19 protein-coding genes are annotated in these 16,143 nt (G+C 75.2%); 11 read left to right on the forward strand and 8 right to left on the reverse strand.

Going from position 1 to position 16,143, the window contains the following annotated elements; translation table 11 throughout:
* From AR3_RS31220 to AR3_RS22010, 3 genes are all read left to right on the forward strand, one after another.
* Window positions 1-726 (forward strand): thioredoxin domain-containing protein (locus tag AR3_RS31220; protein WP_245637918.1); only part of this gene is annotated, 726 nt, incomplete at its 5' end.
* Entirely contained in the window at window positions 716-2,215 is a 1,500-nt protein-coding gene (locus tag AR3_RS22005; RefSeq protein WP_067916425.1) for an alpha/beta hydrolase family protein, read from the forward strand. The genes AR3_RS31220 and AR3_RS22005, both read left to right, overlap by 11 nt.
* Window positions 2,209-4,008, forward strand: coding sequence for an ABC transporter ATP-binding protein (locus AR3_RS22010; RefSeq protein ID WP_067916427.1), 1,800 nt, complete (start codon window positions 2,209-2,211; stop codon window positions 4,006-4,008). Before AR3_RS22005 ends, AR3_RS22010 begins: the two co-directional genes overlap by 7 nt.
* A gap of 51 nt (window positions 4,009-4,059) precedes the next feature.
* Here the strand turns inward: AR3_RS22010 and AR3_RS22015 are convergent, their stop codons facing one another.
* The 5 genes from AR3_RS22015 to AR3_RS22035 form a co-directional block, all read right to left on the reverse strand.
* Window positions 4,060-4,470: an NUDIX hydrolase gene (locus AR3_RS22015; protein WP_227023138.1), complete on the reverse strand. Its 411-nt coding sequence runs from the start codon at window positions 4,468-4,470 to the stop codon at window positions 4,060-4,062.
* Window positions 4,471-4,472: 2 nt separating this feature from the next.
* Complete coding sequence (locus tag AR3_RS22020; RefSeq protein ID WP_067916431.1) at window positions 4,473-5,297, reverse strand: SAM hydrolase/SAM-dependent halogenase family protein; 825 nt, start codon at window positions 5,295-5,297, stop codon at window positions 4,473-4,475.
* Between the two features lie 10 nt (window positions 5,298-5,307).
* Window positions 5,308-5,622 carry a DUF202 domain-containing protein gene (locus tag AR3_RS22025; protein ID WP_067916433.1) on the reverse strand — a complete coding sequence of 105 codons (315 nt, stop codon included), beginning with the start codon at window positions 5,620-5,622 and terminating at the stop codon, window positions 5,308-5,310.
* Window positions 5,619-6,002: a YidH family protein gene (locus tag AR3_RS22030; RefSeq protein WP_067916434.1), complete on the reverse strand. Its 384-nt coding sequence runs from the start codon at window positions 6,000-6,002 to the stop codon at window positions 5,619-5,621. Before AR3_RS22030 ends, AR3_RS22025 begins: the two co-directional genes overlap by 4 nt.
* Window positions 6,003-6,120: 118 nt before the next feature.
* A complete protein-coding gene (locus tag AR3_RS22035; protein WP_067916435.1) occupies window positions 6,121-6,777 on the reverse strand; it encodes a MerR family transcriptional regulator in 657 nt (218 codons plus the stop codon).
* A 72-nt stretch (window positions 6,778-6,849) separates the two neighbouring features.
* Between AR3_RS22035 and AR3_RS22040 the strand changes: the two genes are divergently transcribed.
* Window positions 6,850-7,869 (forward strand): TlpA disulfide reductase family protein, encoded by a 1,020-nt coding sequence (locus AR3_RS22040; RefSeq protein ID WP_067916436.1) that lies wholly within the window; start codon window positions 6,850-6,852, stop codon window positions 7,867-7,869.
* Window positions 7,870-7,906: 37 nt separating this feature from the next.
* Here the strand turns inward: AR3_RS22040 and AR3_RS22045 are convergent, their stop codons facing one another.
* Window positions 7,907-8,626, reverse strand: coding sequence for an IclR family transcriptional regulator (locus AR3_RS22045; protein ID WP_067916438.1), 720 nt, complete (start codon window positions 8,624-8,626; stop codon window positions 7,907-7,909).
* 98 nt (window positions 8,627-8,724) lie between these two features.
* Here AR3_RS22045 and leuC point away from each other — a divergent pair, with 98 nt between their 5' ends.
* The 4 genes from leuC (at window position 8,725) to AR3_RS22065 (ending at window position 11,571) form a co-directional block, all read left to right on the forward strand.
* Window positions 8,725-10,122: a 3-isopropylmalate dehydratase large subunit gene (gene leuC / locus AR3_RS22050; protein WP_067916439.1), complete on the forward strand. Its 1,398-nt coding sequence runs from the start codon at window positions 8,725-8,727 to the stop codon at window positions 10,120-10,122.
* A 13-nt stretch (window positions 10,123-10,135) separates the two neighbouring features.
* Window positions 10,136-10,723: a 3-isopropylmalate dehydratase small subunit gene (leuD, locus tag AR3_RS22055; protein ID WP_067916440.1), complete on the forward strand. Its 588-nt coding sequence runs from the start codon at window positions 10,136-10,138 to the stop codon at window positions 10,721-10,723.
* Window positions 10,724-10,866: 143 nt separating this feature from the next.
* On the forward strand, window positions 10,867-11,136 hold the full coding sequence (locus AR3_RS22060) for an SCO5555 family protein (protein ID WP_067916441.1): 270 nt from the start codon (window positions 10,867-10,869) through the stop codon (window positions 11,134-11,136).
* A 156-nt stretch (window positions 11,137-11,292) separates the two neighbouring features.
* The gene (locus tag AR3_RS22065) at window positions 11,293-11,571 is read left to right on the forward strand and encodes an HU family DNA-binding protein (RefSeq protein ID WP_067916442.1); all 279 of its coding nucleotides are present in this window, start codon (window positions 11,293-11,295) and stop codon (window positions 11,569-11,571) included.
* A 276-nt stretch (window positions 11,572-11,847) separates the two neighbouring features.
* Here AR3_RS22065 and AR3_RS22070 read toward each other — a convergent pair whose 3' ends face one another.
* Both AR3_RS22070 and cofC read right to left on the reverse strand, forming a co-directional pair.
* Window positions 11,848-12,066 (reverse strand): cold-shock protein, encoded by a 219-nt coding sequence (locus AR3_RS22070; RefSeq protein WP_067916443.1) that lies wholly within the window; start codon window positions 12,064-12,066, stop codon window positions 11,848-11,850.
* Between the two features lie 181 nt (window positions 12,067-12,247).
* Entirely contained in the window at window positions 12,248-12,919 is a 672-nt protein-coding gene (gene cofC / locus AR3_RS22075; protein ID WP_067916444.1) for a 2-phospho-L-lactate guanylyltransferase, read from the reverse strand.
* Window positions 12,920-13,003: 84 nt separating this feature from the next.
* Between cofC and AR3_RS22080 the strand changes: the two genes are divergently transcribed.
* Genes AR3_RS22080 through AR3_RS22090 form a run of 3 tightly spaced genes read left to right on the forward strand, consistent with a single transcriptional unit; the run spans window position 13,004 to window position 16,138 of the window.
* Window positions 13,004-13,849: a lysophospholipid acyltransferase family protein gene (locus AR3_RS22080; RefSeq protein WP_067916446.1), complete on the forward strand. Its 846-nt coding sequence runs from the start codon at window positions 13,004-13,006 to the stop codon at window positions 13,847-13,849.
* Window positions 13,850-13,866: 17 nt separating this feature from the next.
* Window positions 13,867-14,856, forward strand: coding sequence for an NAD(P)H-dependent glycerol-3-phosphate dehydrogenase (locus tag AR3_RS22085; RefSeq protein WP_067916464.1), 990 nt, complete (start codon window positions 13,867-13,869; stop codon window positions 14,854-14,856).
* 13 nt (window positions 14,857-14,869) lie between these two features.
* Window positions 14,870-16,138 (forward strand): trans-sulfuration enzyme family protein, encoded by a 1,269-nt coding sequence (locus tag AR3_RS22090; protein WP_067916447.1) that lies wholly within the window; start codon window positions 14,870-14,872, stop codon window positions 16,136-16,138.
* Window positions 16,139-16,143: the final 5 nt, after the last annotated feature.

The following is a 16,143-nucleotide window of genomic DNA, read 5'->3' on the forward strand; positions in this document are numbered from 1 at the left end:
GACCGGCTCGACTGGCCGATCAGGACCGGGCCGCTGCGCCCGCCGTGGGGGCCGCGGCTGACCGGCGTCGCCGAGGCGGCCGCGGCCGCGGCGATCGTGGCCGTCCCCGGCAGGCCGGCGCCGCTCGTCGCGCTGCTCGCCTACCTGGCGCTGACCGCCGTGGCGTTCGGACTGCGCGGCACGCGGTGCGCCTGCTTCGGCCTGGCGCGCCTGGCGTCCGTGGGCCGCGCCCACATCGGCGTCAACGCCGCCGCGGCGCTGGTCGCCGCAGTGGCCCTGGCCGCCGGTCCGGGCTCCGAGCCGCTCGTGCGGGCGGCGACCGGGACGGGCGCCGCCGCCGTCACGCTCGCCGTCGTCGTCCTGCTCGACCGGCGGGCGCGCCGCGCCGAACGGACGCCCGCCGCGGCGCCCTGCGACCGGACGATCAGCGGGGTGCGGATGTACGTGACGGACGGCTGCCCGTCGTGCCGGGCGCTCAAGCAGCTGCTGGAGACCGTGGAGCCGGCCCGCCGCGAGGCCGTCGTCGCGATCCCCGTCGAACGCGGCGCGAAGCTGCCCGCGCCGGTGACCGGGATGGGCGTGCCGTGCGCCGTGGGCGTCGACGAGTCCGGCGAGCCGGTCTGCTCCCCCGTCGAGGGCATCGGCGCGGTGAAGGCGCTCGTCGACGGCATCGCCGTCCGCACGTCGCCGGGCGCGCGGGGGCGGGAGGACGCCCGTGTCCGCTGAGTGGGAGCGCCGGGACGAGGCGCCGAGCGGATCGGCGTGGGCCGCCGTGCGCACCCCCGCGCTGCCCTCCATCGCCGAGCACAATCCCGCGTCGGTGCGCTGGCGCGACCTGGTGATCGACCCGGACCTGGTCGGGCCGGCGCCGGGCCGGGCCCGCCCGACCTCGATCACCGTCTCCGCCGGCGGAGACGAGTGGCGGCTGCCGCTGGAGGACGTCCTGCCGACCGGCCTGGCCTGGCACCCCCGGCGCCCGCTGGTGGCGGGCCTGGCCGTACGGGAGCGTCGCGCCTACGTGTGGGTCGCCGACTATCGGGCCCGGACGTGCACCCTGCTCAGGCACCTGCGGGCCGCCGTCTCGTTCACCGGCTACGGGCACCCCCCGGTGGCCTGGTGCGGCGACGACCGCCTCGCGCTGCTGGTCCCCGAACCCGGCGGGACCGCCGAAGCGGGACCGTCCGAGGGGCGTCCCGCGGTGTTCGAGGCCGCGGGCCCTGGGGTGGTGTCGTTCGAGCCGCCTCCGGACGAACTGGAACGCCTGGCGGGGGCACGGCTCGCCGTCGTCGACCTGGCGGCGGGCATCCATGCGGCCGCGCCGCTCACGCCCCGGCTGCTCGTGCGGAGCCTGCTTCCGGCGCCTGAGGGAAGCGCCGTCATCGTGAGCCACGGCCGATGGGTCGGCGACGACGGCGGGCTGGACTGGGCCGACGTGCTGATCGACCTCGATGCCCCGGGACGACCGCGTCCCGCGCCGCGCGTCGACGGGCCCGTCCCGCCCCCCTCGCCGCGGCCGGATGAACCGGAGACCGAGGCGGCGCCTGCGGTGTCGATCCCCACCGGGTTCGGCACGGCCGCGCTCACGCTGCCGCCCGCCCGTCCCGGCCCCCTGCTGCTGTGGATCCGCGCCTACCCGCCGGGGGAGGACGTCCCGTGCCCGGCGCCGGTCGATCTGGACGCCGCCGGACATCCGACCGCGACCCTGGACCTGCCGCTGCACTGGCCCGCCGACGCCGCGCTCGACATGCTGCACGCGCAGATCGTCGGCACCGTGGAGCAGGCCTGCAAGCACTGGGACGGCCCCGTCGTCGTCGGCGGGCACAGCTTCGGCGCCACCCTCGCCCTGTACGCGCTGGCGCACATTCCCGGCCTGGTCGCCGCGATCGCGCACAGCGGCTGCTACAACCGGACCCTGACGCCGACCGGCTTCCACTACGAAAAGCGCCCCTACTGGAGCGTCCCCGGGATCTACCAGGCGTTCAGCGCCCTGCACTTCGCCGACCGGCTCGACCGGCCGGTGCTGCTCGTGCACGGCGCCGAGGACGCCAACCCGGCCACCCCGCCCGAGCAGTCCGTCGAGCTGTACCGGGCGATCGTGGCCGCGGGCGGCCGTGCCCGGCTCGTGCTGCTGCCGCACGAGGGGCACCAGTACCGCTACCGCGAGACCCACCAGGCCGTCGCCGAGGAGCACCGAGCGTGGATGGCGCGATGGTGAGGGTACGGCGGCTGGACCTGCCGCGCTCCGCCGCGTTCGCGGTGCGGCTGGCCTGGCGGGCGGACCGCCGCTCGCTGGTGACGCTGATGGCGGTCCAGCTCGTCACCGCGCTCGGGCTGGGCGCCGGCCTCCTGCTGCTGCGGACGGTGCTGGACGGCGGGCTGCCCGGCGGATCCGCCGCGCGGACCGCGGGCGAGCCGTCGGTGCTCGTCGGCCTTGCCGTGCTGCTCGCGCTGCGCGCCGCGGGCGGGGTCCTCGGCTCCGTGACGACGGCGCGCCAGCGGATGCTGAGCGCCCGGCTGGACCGCCACGTCATCTCGCTCGTGCTGGGCGCCGCGGTCCGCGCCGACCTGCCGCGCTTCGAGGACCCCGCGTTCCACGACCGCCTGCAGCGCGCCGTCTTCGCCTCCCGCGGCCAGCCCGTCGTCGTCATCACCACGCTGGTCGCCGTGCTGCAGGCCCTGCTCACCGCGGCCGCCGTGAGCGGGGCCTTCCTCGCCATGGCGTGGTGGCTGCTCCCGTTCGCCGCGCTCAGCGCGGTGCCCACCCTGCGGGCGGCGCGGGCCGAGCGCAACGCCAGCTACGGGCTGCACCACGGGCTGGCCGAGAGCCGCCGCCTCCGGCAGTACTTCGAACGCCTGATGACCGGGCGGGACGAGGCCAAGGAGGTCCGCGCGCTGGACCTCGGGCCGCTGCTGCACGCCCGCTGGCACGCCGAGTACGAGCGCGAGATCGAGGGGACCGTCCGCACCCAGCGCCGCCACATGCGGCGCAAGATCGGCGCGCGGCTCGTCGGCGACCTGCTGATCATGGCGGTCGTCGGCGCGGTCGCGCTGCTGCTGGGCGGCGGCCTGGTCGACCTGCCGACCGCGCTGACCGCGCTCACCGGGCTGTGGCTGTTGTCCGCCCGCATCCAGATGGTCGGCGGTCTGATGGGCGACATCGGGGACTCCGCGCTCTACCTCAAGGATCTGCGGGCCTTCACCGAGGCCGACGCCGAGCGGCCCGCCGGGCGCCCGCCCGTGCCCCGCTTCCGCGGCCTGCGCGCAGAGCGGATCACGTTCACCTACCCGGGCTCGACGCGCCCCGCGCTGAAGGACGTGAGCGTGACGCTGCGCGCCGGGGAGATCGTCGCCCTGGTCGGGACGAACGGCTCCGGCAAGACGACGCTGGCCAAGATCCTCGCCGGCCTGTACCGCCCGGACGCGGGAGCCCTGCTGTTCAACGACCGTCCGCTGGCCGACCCCGCGGCGCTGCGCGCGGTCTCGGCCGTGGTCTTCCAGGACTTCGTCCGCTACAAGCTGTCCGCCCTCGACAACATCGCCTTCGGCCGCGCGGACGAGCCCGCCGACGAGGCGCGCGCCGCGGAGGCGGCCAGGAAGGCCGGGGCGCACGGGTTCGTCTCGCGCCTCGCCCGCGGCTACGCCACCGTGCTCGGCAAGGAGTTCGCCGACGGGGAGGACCTGTCCGGCGGCCAGTGGCAGAGGCTGGCGCTCGCCCGCGCGTTCTACCGCGACGCGCCGCTGGTGATCCTGGACGAGCCCACCGCCGCCCTCGATCCGCAGGCCGAGGAGGAGCTGTTCCGGCGCATCCGGAGCCTGTTCGCGGGCCGCACGGTCCTGCTGATCTCGCACCGCTTCTCCTCCGTGCGCGGCGCCGACCGGATCTACGTCCTGGACGAGGGCAGCGTCATCGAACAGGGCACCCACGACGAGCTGATGGCGCGCGGCGGACGCTACGCCGGCCTCTTCCTCACCCAGGCCGCGGCCTACCTGGACGCCCCGGTCTCCTAGCAGCCGTGCGGGCTTGGCGACCTCGTCGCGTCCTCCCGGCCTGGGACGGGGTCAGGCGAGGAGGCCGTGGGCGACGGCCAGGTCCAGGGCGGCCTGGGCGGCGGGGGCGAGGAGGTGACGGTCGGCGGGAGCGACGTAGCGGCACTCGTCCACCTCGCCGGCGGGGAGGATGTCGCCCGTGTAGGACGCGGTGAAGCAGGCCATGCGGACGTAGGTGAAGGCGGGCTGGTCGTGCGCGGGCGCCCGGACGACGCCGACCTCGCGGAAGGCGTCCGGATCCAGTTCGACGGCCAGCTCCTCGCGGATCTCGCGGGAGAGGGCCGACCAGTCGTCCTCCCCGGGCTCGCGCTTGCCGCCGGGAAGGTAGAGCAGGTCGCGGCCACGGGACCGGACCGCGAGCAGGCGGCCGCCCTCGGCGTGCAGCCAGGCGACGACGTCCAACTCCAAGACGTCCAGCTCCAAGGTCACTCCTGCGGTAGGGGGCGGATGGTGAGGACGGCTTCGGCGTCGAGGCCGTAGCGGTCGGCGGCCGAGCCTTGGTTGACGGCGAAGCCGAGCCACCCCGACGAGTCGACCCACAGCAGCGGCTCGCCCTTGGGCACCGCGCCGAAGGTCTCCGCGAAGGGGGCCCGGACGGAGCGGGGCGCGCCGTCGGGGGCGGTCCAGGCGACCTCCAGCGGGGCGCCGTACTCGGCGGCCGGAAGGTCCTCCCGGCGCGCGCCGAGGACGAGGCTGCCGAACCGGTCCACGTACATGACGGACGCGGTCAGGCGGTCGCCGCTCCTGGCGGCGGGCGGCGGGGCGAAGGGAAGCAGGTCGGCGGGCGCGACGCGCGGGCCGAGGGCGGCCGGGTCCAGGCCGGCGGCCAGGTGCGCGGCGGCGGGGGAGAAGACGTCGCGGCCGTGGAAGCTGGTGGACACCTCCGGCAGCCGGTAGGCGGGCTCGACCAGTTCGTAGGCGTGCACGGCGCCGCCGAGGACCTCCGCGGCGGGCGGGAGCAGCCCGTTGTCGGGGCCGACGAGCACGTCGCCGCGCCCGGTGACGACCGCCACCGGACGACGCGAAGTGCCCACGCCCGGGTCGACGATGCCGACGTGCACGCCGACCGGCAGGTAGGGGAGAGCCTGGCGGAGCAGCATCGCGCCCTCGACGACCGCGTACGGCGTCACCTCGTCGCTGAGCACCAGCACGTTGGCCGACGGCGTGATCGAGTAGATGACGCCCGCGCAGATGGCGGTGTAGGAGGCGCCGAAGTCGGTGGTCAGGCTGACGAACGGACGGTCGGGCACGGGGGCGAGGCTAGCAAGCGAGGCAGAAGACGAGTCCGACCGCGCCCAGCAGCACGGTGACGGCGGTGGCCAGCAGGACGGACACCGGGTCGGCGATCGGGGCTCCGGCGGGCAGGCGCCGCGCGCGGCGCAGGTGGGCCCGCCGGGCGCGCCTCATCTGGAGCGCCGCCGCGCCGCAGACGGCCGCCGCGGCCAGGGCGGCGCCGACGGCCGAGGGCGCCAGACGCAGGCACAGCAGCCCGGCGGCCAGCAGCGAGAGGGTCGTGCGCGACCAGGCGAGCGCGGTGCGCTCGGGCTGGGCGCCCGGGTCCCACAGGCGGCTCATCGGGCGGCGAGCAGCGCGACGAGCAGGAGCACGGCCGCGGCGGCCAGTCCGTACGCCATGACCGGGGCGAGGGCGGGCGGGGGCAGGCTCTCGGCGCGGCGCAGCGCGCGTTCGGTGCGCAGCCAGCGGCGGAACGCCAGCGCGGCGATCAACCCGCCCGCGCAGGTGAACCCGGCGGCCAGCGCGTCGCGCAGCGGCGGGGCCAGCAGGTCGCCGCTGAGCGCCGTCGCGACGCCGGCGGCGATCACGGCCAGGGCGGTGCGGATCCAGGCCAGGAACGTGCGCTCGTTGGCGAGGGTGAACCGCGGGTCGGGGTCGGTGCCGTCGGCGAGCAGCCGCTCGGTCCACCGGCCGCCGCGGTCGGGGCCCAAGGCGGTCATCGGACATCACCCGGTGCGGTCGTCATCGCGGACGCATCGTAAGCGGATTTCGCATTAACGGCCGAACTGGTGAATTCGACTAAAAAAGGCGGCAATTTCGCTTCGAGGGAGGAACTCGTCAGTCGTCGCCGAAGCGGCGCGCCGAGGCGTCCTCCTGAGCCAGCCGGTGCAGCGCGGTGAGCACCTGCTCGTACAAGACCGTGCAGACCAGCATGGCGTGCACCGCCCGGGAGCGCGGCGCGTCGGCGTCGACCGAGCCGATCTCGTGCTCGGCCACGGCGCGCGCGGCCTCCGCGTAGGGGCGCAGGTCGGCCGGGGCGACGGGGAAGCCGAGGCGGCGCAGCGCGACGAAGGTCCGGGCGAGCAGGTCGCGGGCTGGGGCGCGGTCGGTGACGCGCCAGCCGAGCTCCTCGATCAGCGCGTCGACGTCCTCGCGCGCGGCGCGCCACTGGGCCGCCAGGTCGTCGGGGGCCGCCGGGTCGGCGTCGGGCGGGTCCACATGAGGGCCGATGGCGTACTGGGTGATGCCGAACAGCCGGTGCATGCCGACGCCGTCGTCCTCGACCGCCTCCACGATGCGCCGGATGGCGGCCACCGGAAGGTCGCCGACCTCGCGCAGCGCGCGCACCAGCCGCAGCCGCTCCAGGTGCCGCTCGTCGTATTCGGCGCGGGTGGCGCCGAGCGACGCGCCCTTCGGCAGCAGCCCCTCGCGGATGTAGTACTTGATCGTCTGGATGGTCAGCCCGCTGCGGTCGCTGAGCTCGGAGATCTTCACCGCCCACCCCCTTGACTGGATACTAGAGCTATCCAAGTATTGGATACCTCTACTATCCAATGGAGGTGCCGGATGTTCACCGTCGTCGACGGCGACCGCGTCGAGCGGATCGCGGCCCGGCCCGGCCCGGGCGGACGGCCGCTCGCCCCGCTCGACCGACCCCTGCTCGGCTGGGAGCGCCGGCCGCACGGCTGGTGCCGCGGCGACGCCTGCCTGCCCGCCGCCCGCGCCGCCGGCGTCGAGACCCCCGACGGCGTCGACGTGGTCGCGTTCGCCGAGCTCGCGGGGCACGTCGCCGTCCTGGACGCCGAGGAGCGCGCCCTCGGCCTGGCCGCGGCCGCCCCGCGGCTCACGCCCGCCGAGGCGCCCGACTTCGAGCTCGACGGCGTCCGCCTGTCCGACTTCCGCGGACGCAAGGTGGCGCTGGTGTTCTGGGCGTCGTGGTGCGGCTGCCGCTACGACCTGCCCGCCTGGGAGGAGCGGCACGCGGCGCTGCGCGACCACGGGTTCACCGTCGTCAGCGTCGCCTGCGACCGGTCGGCCGACGACGCGCGGCCCTGGATCGAGCAGGCCGCGGTCACCCACCCCGCCCTCGTCGACGCCGAGGGCGTCGTCGCCGAGCTCTACAACGTGATCAACGTCCCGACGGCGGTGTGGATCGACGAGGAGGGCCGCATCGCCCGCCCCCAGGACACCCAGACCGCCACCGACCTGTTCCGCTCCATGAACGGCCTGGACTCCCAGGAGTCCTACGCGGCGCTGCGCCGCTGGGTCGTCGACGGCGACGCCGGGCTGGACGCCGCGCAGGTCCGCGCGCACCTGCGCGTCCCGACGGCCGACGAGCAGCGCGCCCGCGCGCACGCCCGGCTGGCGGTCTGGCTGGCCCGGGAGGGGCGGACGGAGGCGGCCCGGCGGCACGTGGACCGGGCGGCCGCGCTGGCCCCGCACGACCTGGCGATCCGCCGCGGCCTCATGCCGCTCCTCGGCACGGACCCGTTCGGCGACGCCTACTTCGCGTTGCGCGAGGAACTGGAGAGGGCGGGCATCCCCATCTACCGGCCGCTGCCCGCCCGGCCCGGCACGACGGCGTAGCCGGACGGGAGCGGGCGGGCGCCCGTCCCCGGCCGGATCACGGCGCGGTGCGGCGCATCGCCTCGGAGATCTTCTCGGCGGCGGCCATCACCGGCCCGGCGTGCAGGCGTCCGGGGGAGCGGGTCAGCCGCTCCAGGGGGCCGGACACCGACACCGCGGCGATCACCCGGCCGCCCGCGCCGCGGATCGGCGCCGACACCGAGCCGACGCCCTGCTCGCGCTCGGCCACGCTCTGCGCCCAGCCGCGGCGCCGCACCTGGGCCAGCGTGGCCGCGTCGAACTTGGCGCCGCGCAGGCCGCGGTGCAGCCGGTCGGGCTCCTCCCACGCCAGCAGCACCTGCGCGGCCGAGCCGGCGGTCATCGGCAGCGCGGCGCCCACCGGGATGGTGTCGCGCAGCCCGCTGCTGCGCTCGGCCGCGGCCACGCACACCCGGACGTCGCCCTGGCGCCGGAACAGCGAGGCGCTCTCGCCGGTCAGGTCCCGCAGCTGCGCCAGGATCGGCTGGGCGATCGCCAGCAGCCGGTCCTCGCCCGCGGCCACCGCCAGCTCGGCGAGCCGCGGCCCCAGGATGAACCGGCCCTGGCTGTCGCGGTGGACGAAGCGGTGGTGCTCCAGCGCGACGGCGAGCCGGTGGGCGGTCGGCCGCGCCAATCCGGTGGTCTGGACGAGCTGCGCCAGCGAGGCGGGGCCCGCCTCCAGGGCGTTCAGCACCAGAACCGCTTTGTCGAGTACGCCGACTCCGCTAGAGTTGTCCATGACTTGATATTGCCGTCTCGTTATGTGAGATGCAAATCCGGTGGCGAGCGCGGCTCGACCCGCGCCCCGGCGACCGCAGGACTCAGGTGAGGTGAGCGATGGGCCGTACATTGGCCGAGAAGGTGTACGACGCGCACGTCGTACGGCGTGCCGAGGGTGAGCCGGACCTGCTCTACATCGACCTTCACCTGGTGCACGAGGTGACCAGCCCGCAGGCCTTCGACGGGCTGCGCATGGCCGGGCGCACCGTCCGCCGGCCCGACCTGACCATAGCGACCGAGGACCACAACGTCCCCACCACCGACCTGCTGCGGCCGATCGCCGACCCGGTGTCGCGCACCCAGGTGGAGACGCTGCGCAAGAACTGCGCCGAGTTCGGCATCCGCCTGCATCCCATGGGCGACGAGGGGCAGGGCATCGTCCACGTCATCGGGCCGCAGCTCGGCCTGACCCAGCCCGGCATGACCGTCGTCTGCGGCGACTCGCACACCTCCACGCACGGCGCGTTCGGCGCCCTGGCGTTCGGCATCGGCACCAGCGAGGTCGAGCACGTCCTGGCCACGCAGACGCTGCCGCAGACCAAGCCGAAGACGATGGCCGTGACGGTGAACGGCGCGCTCCCGCCGGGCGTCACCGCCAAGGACCTCATCCTGGCGATCATCGCGAAGATCGGCACCGGCGGCGGCCAGGGCCACGTCATCGAGTACCGCGGCGAGGCGATCCGGTCGCTGTCGATGGAGGGCCGCATGACGGTCTGCAACATGTCCATCGAGGCGGGCGCCCGCGCGGGCATGATCGCCCCGGACGAGACCACGTTCGCCTACCTCAAGGGCCGCCCGCACGCCCCCAAGGGGGAGGACTGGGACCGCGCCGTCGCCTACTGGAAGTCCCTGCGCACCGACGACGACGCGGCCTTCGACAAGGAGGTCGTGATCGACGCGTCCACGCTGACCCCGTACGTGACCTGGGGCACCAACCCCGGGCAGGGCCTGCCGCTCAGCGAGTCGGTGCCCGACCCGGCCTCCTTCGACGACCCGGTGGAGCGCGCCGCCGCCGAGCGCGCCCTGGAGTACATGGGCCTGACCGCGGGCACGCCGCTGCGCGACATCGCCGTCGACACCGTCTTCGTCGGCTCCTGCACCAACGGCCGCATCGAGGACCTGCGGGCCGTCGCCGAGGTCCTCAAGGGCCGCAAGGTGGCCGACGGGGTGCGCATGCTGGTCGTGCCCGGCTCGATGAAGGTCAAGAAGCAGGCCGAGGAGGAGGGCCTGCACGAGGTGATCAAGGCCGCCGGCGCCGAGTGGCGGGAGTCGGGGTGCTCGATGTGCCTGGCGATGAACCCCGACAAGCTCTCCCCGGGCGAGCGCAGCGCCTCCACGTCCAACCGCAACTTCGAGGGCCGGCAGGGGCCCGGCGGCCGCACCCACCTGGTGTCGCCCGCCGTTGCCGCCGCCACCGCCGTCACCGGCCGCCTGACCGCGCCCGCCGACCTGTAAGGACGTTTCGACCATGGAAGCCTTCACCAGCCACACCGGACGCGCGGTGCCGCTGCGCCGCAGCAACGTCGACACCGACCAGATCATCCCGGCCGTCTGGCTCAAGCAGGTCAGCCGCACCGGGTTCGACAAGGGGCTGTTCTCCGCCTGGCGCGAGGACCCCGACTTCGTGCTGAACAAGCCCGAGTACCAGGGCGCCAGCATCCTCGTCGCCGGGCCGGACTTCGGCACCGGGTCGTCGCGCGAGCACGCCGTCTGGGCGCTGCAGCAGTACGGGTTCCGCGTCGTGATCGCCCCGCGCTTCGGGGACATCTTCCGCAACAACGCCACCAAGATGGGGCTGCTGCCGGTGGTGCTGCCCGGCGACGTGGTCGACCGGCTGCAGACCCGCGCCGAGCGGGAGCCGGCCGCGGAGGTCACCGTCGACCTCGGCGCCCGCGAGGTGCGCGCCGGCGACCTGGTCGCCTCCTTCGAGATCGACGACTACACCCGCTGGCGGCTGATGGAGGGCCTGGACGACATCGGGCTCACCCTCCGCCACGCCGACGACATCGCCGCCTACGAGCGGCGGCGCCTCGACTGGCTGCCCACCACCGTCTGAGCGCGGCCGCGTCCGGGCGGCGCCGGCGCCGTGCGGCGCCGCCCGGACGCGGCCGAATCGCCCCCGGGTGCGCGAGCACGCGCCGCACCGACGACAATCGGTGGTGTGCGCAGACACACGCTCGCATCGTTGGGGGGCCTCTCTTGACCCATGCCGCACGCCAGCCGGGCGAGCAGCCGGCGGTCCCGCCGCCATGGAGCGGTCCAGAGTGGGACGACCCCGCGCTGACCCGGCTCGCCCGGCGGCTGCGCGACGCCCACCGCCTGGTGGCGCCGCTGCCCCGGGACACCCGCCGCCGCCTCATCCGGCACCTGCTGGCGATCACAGATCTGGCCAAACGGGACACCGAGCTGGCCGCTCGTCGACTGGACGCCTTCCTGGCCGACTTTTCCGGCACGTCCGACGCCCGCTAACGTTCGGGTGGCCGGACAGGTCCGGCTCCTGGGCGAGACAGGGGCGATGCCGACAAAAACGTCAGCGACACGGGAACTCTTGCGTGCAGGTGATTGTGTCGCTGGGGAGGCTGCCTTAGTTTCGTTCGGGCAAGGGGGGAACTAGAGGAGTAACCCATGAACAAGCGTGAGCTGGTCGACGCCATCTCAGAGCGGCTGGGCAGCAAGAAGGCCGCAGCCGAGGCGGTCGACGCGATCCTGGAGACGATCCAGGACGCAGTCGCCAAGGGCGACAAGGTCGCGATCACCGGGTTCGGTTCGTTCGAGAAGGCCGACCGGCCTGCCCGTACGGCCCGCAACCCCGCAACCGGCAAGACCATCCAGGTCCCCGCGACGTCCGTGCCCAAGTTCAAGGCGGGCGCCGACTTCAAGAACCTGGTGGCCGGCAAGAAGTAGGTCGTCGCGGATACCACCCGTGGCAGCGCCCGGGCCGCCGCCCCAGGCGGCTCCCGGGCGCTGCGGCGTTCAGGGGCGCGTTCGCGCCGGTCACGGCGTCGCGCCGGTCCCGATCACCGGGCGGCGGCGTTCGGACCCCACAGCGCCGCTCAGCGCCGTCCAGAGGCCGACGGACGGCCGCGGGGCGCGTTTTCAGGCCGGTCATGGGCCGCCGGGAGCCCCGCCCGGCCCCGACCGGGGGCCGCGCGGAGCCGGAACGCGCCGCTCCGGGACGGCTCACGAGGCGCGGCCGGCGTCGGGCAGCGGGAACGTCGACAGCGTCACCACCGTGATCCGGTCGCCGTCGGTCGCCAGGTTCACCCGCTGGCCGAACCGCAGCATCCGCAGGCCGCCCGCCTCGAACGCCGCGCCGTCGAAGGCGAGCTCGGTGCCGTCGTCGAGCAGCACGCTGCCCGACCGCGTCTCCGGGTCGAAGGTCCGCACCGTCCCCTGCATGCCAGCCACCCTAACGCGGCCGGGCGGCGGCACCCGTGCGGCGGCCCGCACAGGTCGGAGCGCGGGCCGCGTCACACGATCAGCGGCGGGCCGCGGCGCGTGCGGACGGACCCGCGCCCGGCGGCGCGCGGAGCGCCCGGCGCTCGGCCGTCCGGGCGCGCGCGTCCGCCGGACCGGCGGCCTAAGCGGGCGTGTGCAGGGCGATGATCAGACGGGCGACGGCCGTGGTGCGCGGGCCGCACCCCAGGGCCAGCGCGGCGCGCAGATCGTCCAGGGTGTCGACGTCGCGGCGGACGCCGGCGGTGTCCGGGACGAGCAGCTCGCGGGCCCCGCGGGCGCGGTGCGCGGCGCGCGAGTCGCCGCCGAAGGCGGGCGAGAACGTCACGCCGGGCCGTGCCGTGTACAGGGTGGTGCCGACCCCGGCGGCGTCCGGGACGAACGCCGTCGGAGCCTCGGCCGCCGCGTCCAGCACCCGGGCCAGCTCCTCCGGACGCAGCGCGGGCAGGTCGGCGGAGAGCGCGCCGACGCCGCACTCCGGAGCCAGCTCACGACCGCGCCCGGCCCCGTGCACCAGGGCGGGGTTGAGCCCGGCGTCCGGCTCGTCCGGCACCACCCGGGCGCCCAGCGCCGCCAGCTCGTCGGCGGCCACCGGGTCGTCGGTGACGACGATCACGTGGCGGACGCGGTCGCAGCGCAGGGCGGCGGCGACCGTGTCGGTCGCGACCGCCAGGGCCAGGGCCCGGCGGTGCGGGCCCGCGGACGCGGACATGCGGGTCTTCGCCCGGGCCAGCACTTTGACCGGCACGACGAGCGACCACTGGAGATGAGGCGCGGCGCGCTGTGCTGTAGACATGGCAACTCGACACTATGCGCACGCAACCGCGAAACTGAGGACGCCCCGCGGTCATCGCGGGGGAGCATCGAGGAAGGGACGGGCATGAGTCAGGGGTACGGGTATTCGCCGGGCTGGCGGAAGCTCACCATCGTCGTGCTGCGCCCGCTGCTGTTCGGGCTGCTGAAGCGAGACTGGCGTGGCCGTGCCAACCTGCCCCGCAAGGGCCCCCTCATCCTGGCCGCCAACCACATCTCCGAGTCCGACCCGCTGGCGCTGTCGCACTTCGTGTACGAGTCGGGGCGCTACCCGGTGTTCCTGGCCAAGTCGCCGCTGTTCGAGATCAAGTTCATCGGCAAGGTCCTCTACGGCACCGGGCAGATCCCGGTGTACCGCGACCGCACCGACGCCGCGCTGGCGCTCAAGGCCGCCGAGCAGGCCCTCGAGGCCGGCCAGTGCCTGATCTTCTTCCCCGAGGGCAGCTGCACCCGCGACGGCGACCTGTGGCCGATGACCGGGCAGACCGGCGTGGCCCGGCTCGCGCTCAAGACGGGCGCCACGGTCGTCCCGGTGGCCATCTGGGGCACGCACGAGCTGCTGCCGTACCGCAAGGCCGAGAAGCGGGGCCTGGCCGCCGGCCTGAAGAAGGGCTTCCACCCGTTCCCCCGCAAGACGATCAAAGTGATCGCAGGCCCGCCGATCGACCTGTCCCCGTACCAGGGGAAGCCGCTGACCAAGAGCACGCTGCGGCAGGCCGCCGACGACATCATGACGACCATCGCCCGGCTGCTCGGCGAGCTGCGCGGCGAGGAGCCCCCCAAGCAGCTCTACGACCACCACAAGGTCCTGGAGGAGCGCCGCCGCGCCGCCGAAGCGCGGTCCGAGGCCGGCGCCGCGGACGGGAACGGGGTCGCGGCCGCGAACGAGGGCGAGGAGGCGGAGACCGCGTGACAGTCCGCACCGCCGTGATGGGGGCGGGGTCCTGGGGGACGGTGTTCGCCAAGCTGCTGTGCGACGCGGGCGGCGAGGTCGCCCTCTGGGGCCGCCGGGCCAAGGTCGTCGACGCGATCAACGAGCGCCGCGAGAACACCGAGTACCTGCCGGGGACCGTCCTGCCCGAGAAGCTGCGCGCCACCACCGACCCGGCCGAGGCCCTGGACGGCGCCGACTTCGTGGCGCTGGCCGTGCCCGCCCAGACGCTGCGGGAGAACCTGAAGGTCTGGACGCCGCTGCTGCCGCCCGAGTCGGTGCTGGTCAGCCTGATGAAGGGGGTCGAGCTCGGCACCTGCCGCCGGATGTCGGAGGTGATCTGCGAGGTCGCCGGGGTGCCGGACGACCGGGTCGCGGTGTTCTGCGGCCCCAACCTGGCCCGCGAGGTCGCCGCCGGGCAGCCCGCCGCCGCCGTGGCCGCGTGCGTGGACGAGGAGCGCGCCCGGCGGCTGCAGGCCGCCACCATGACCCCCTACTTCCGCGTCTACACCTCCACCGACGTGATCGGCTGCGAGCTGGGCGGCGCGGTCAAGAACATCGTGGCGCTGTGCGTCGGCATGGCGGTCGGGCTCGGCTTCGGCGACAGCACCCGGGCGCTGCTGATGACGCGCGGGCTCGCCGAGACGGCCCGGCTGGGCGCCGCGCTCGGCGCCGACGAGCACACCTTCGCCGGGCTGGCCGGCATGGGCGACCTGATCGCCACGTGCAGCTCGCCGCTGTCGCGCAACCGCACGTTCGGCGAGAACCTGGGCCGCGGCATGACGCTGGAGCAGGTCGTGGCGGTCACCAAGCAGACCGCCGAGGGCGTCAAGTCGTCCGAGGCGGTGCTGGAGCTGGCCCGCAAGCACAACGTCGAGATGCCGATCACCGAGGCGGTCGTCAACGTGCTGCGCCACGGCATGCCCATCAAGGACGCCGCGATCTCGCTGATCTCGCGTTCTCCCAAGCCGGAGCGCTACGGAGTGTGACATGCTGTGAGCGATGCGTACCTCGGAACACAGTCGCTCGCACGGTGAGAACACCCGCGCCGCCCACCTGCCGCTGCCGCCGCTGCCGCGCCAGGCCCCGGTCGGGCAGCCGGTCTGGCGCGCCGGCGCGTTCGCCTTCGCCGGCGCCGCCGAGCACGCCGACCTGCTGGGCGGCCACCGGCCCGGCTACTGCTACGGCCGGTCGGCCAACCCGACGGCCGACGCGTTCGCGGCGGCCCTGGCCGCCCTGGAGGGGCACGGGACGTCCGGGCCGGTGGAGGGCGAGGCGTTCGCGTCCGGCATGGCCGCCGCCACCGCCGTGCTGCTGGCGTTCGCGGACGCGGGGTCGCACGTGGTGGCGCCCGCCGCGCCGCACCGCGACCTGCACGCGCTGCTGGACGGGCTGCTGGCCCGGTTCGGCGTCGAGACCTCGTTCGTCGACGTCGCCGACCGGGCCGCGGTGCGCGCCGCGATCCGCCCGTCCACCCGCCTGATCTGGGCGGAGGCGCCGGGCAACCCGGCGCTGACCGTCCCCGACCTGCCGGGCCTGGCCGAGCTCGCCCGCGACGCCGACGCGCTGCTGGTGGTGGACGCCACGCTCGCCACGCCGGTGGTGTGCCGCCCGCTGGAGCACGGCGCCGACCTGGTGGTGCACTCGGCGACGGCCGCGATCGGCGGGCACGGCGACGCCACCGGCGGCGCGGTCGTCGGCGCCCCCGAGCGGATCGAGCGGGTCCGCCGCGTCCGCGTGCAGACCGGCGCGACCCTGGCGCCCGACGAGGCGTTCCTGCTGCGCCGCGGGCTGGAGACGCTGCCGCTGCGGGTGCGCCGCCAGTGCGACACCGCCAACCTGTTCGCCGCCGCGGTCGCCCGGCACCCGGCCGTCCGGTCGGTCGACTATCCGGGGCTGCCCGGCCACCGCGGCCACGAGCGGGCCCGGGCCCTGTTCGCCGCCGGCCCGGAGGGCACCCGGTTCGGCGCCGTGGTCACCGTCACCCCGTCCGGCGGGCGCCGGGCGGGCCTGGCGCTGGTGGACGCGCTGCGCCTGGCGACCCCGGCGACCTGCGTCGGCGGCACCCGCACCCACGTCGCGCATGTGGCGTCCACCACACACCGCTGCCACGACGACGCCGCCCTGCGCGCCGCCGGCATCGACCCCGGCGCGGTCCGCTTCTCCATCGGGCTGGAGGACGCCGACGACCTCGTCCGCGACGTCAGCGAGGCCCTCGACGCCGTGGCCGGGACCTTGAACGGAGCCCGCGTCGTAGCCGACACCCGCTGATCAAT

This window comes from Actinomadura rubrobrunea NBRC 15275 (assembly GCF_001552235.1).
GTDB lineage: Bacteria > Actinomycetota > Actinomycetes > Streptosporangiales > Streptosporangiaceae > Spirillospora > Spirillospora viridilutea.

Bases quoted from the DNA above. Each gene is read 5' to 3' on its own strand.
- AR3_RS22010 (WP_067916427.1), top strand. From the start codon at position 2,209: ATGGTGAGGGTACGGCGGCTGGACCTGCCGCGCTCCGCCGCGTTCGCG.
- AR3_RS22025 (WP_067916433.1), bottom strand. From the start codon at position 5,622: ATGAGCCGCCTGTGGGACCCGGGCGCCCAGCCCGAGCGCACCGCGCTC.
- AR3_RS22030 (WP_067916434.1), bottom strand. From the start codon at position 6,002: ATGACCGCCTTGGGCCCCGACCGCGGCGGCCGGTGGACCGAGCGGCTG.
- AR3_RS22040 (WP_067916436.1), top strand. From the start codon at position 6,850: ATGTTCACCGTCGTCGACGGCGACCGCGTCGAGCGGATCGCGGCCCGG.
- AR3_RS22045 (WP_067916438.1), bottom strand. From the start codon at position 8,626: ATGGACAACTCTAGCGGAGTCGGCGTACTCGACAAAGCGGTTCTGGTG.
- leuC (WP_067916439.1), top strand. From the start codon at position 8,725: ATGGGCCGTACATTGGCCGAGAAGGTGTACGACGCGCACGTCGTACGG.
- leuD (WP_067916440.1), top strand. From the start codon at position 10,136: ATGGAAGCCTTCACCAGCCACACCGGACGCGCGGTGCCGCTGCGCCGC.
- AR3_RS22065 (WP_067916442.1), top strand. From the start codon at position 11,293: ATGAACAAGCGTGAGCTGGTCGACGCCATCTCAGAGCGGCTGGGCAGC.
- AR3_RS22070 (WP_067916443.1), bottom strand. From the start codon at position 12,066: ATGCAGGGGACGGTGCGGACCTTCGACCCGGAGACGCGGTCGGGCAGC.
- cofC (WP_067916444.1), bottom strand. From the start codon at position 12,919: ATGTCTACAGCACAGCGCGCCGCGCCTCATCTCCAGTGGTCGCTCGTC.
- AR3_RS22080 (WP_067916446.1), top strand. From the start codon at position 13,004: ATGAGTCAGGGGTACGGGTATTCGCCGGGCTGGCGGAAGCTCACCATC.
- AR3_RS22085 (WP_067916464.1), top strand. From the start codon at position 13,867: ATGGGGGCGGGGTCCTGGGGGACGGTGTTCGCCAAGCTGCTGTGCGAC.
- AR3_RS22090 (WP_067916447.1), top strand. From the start codon at position 14,870: ATGCGTACCTCGGAACACAGTCGCTCGCACGGTGAGAACACCCGCGCC.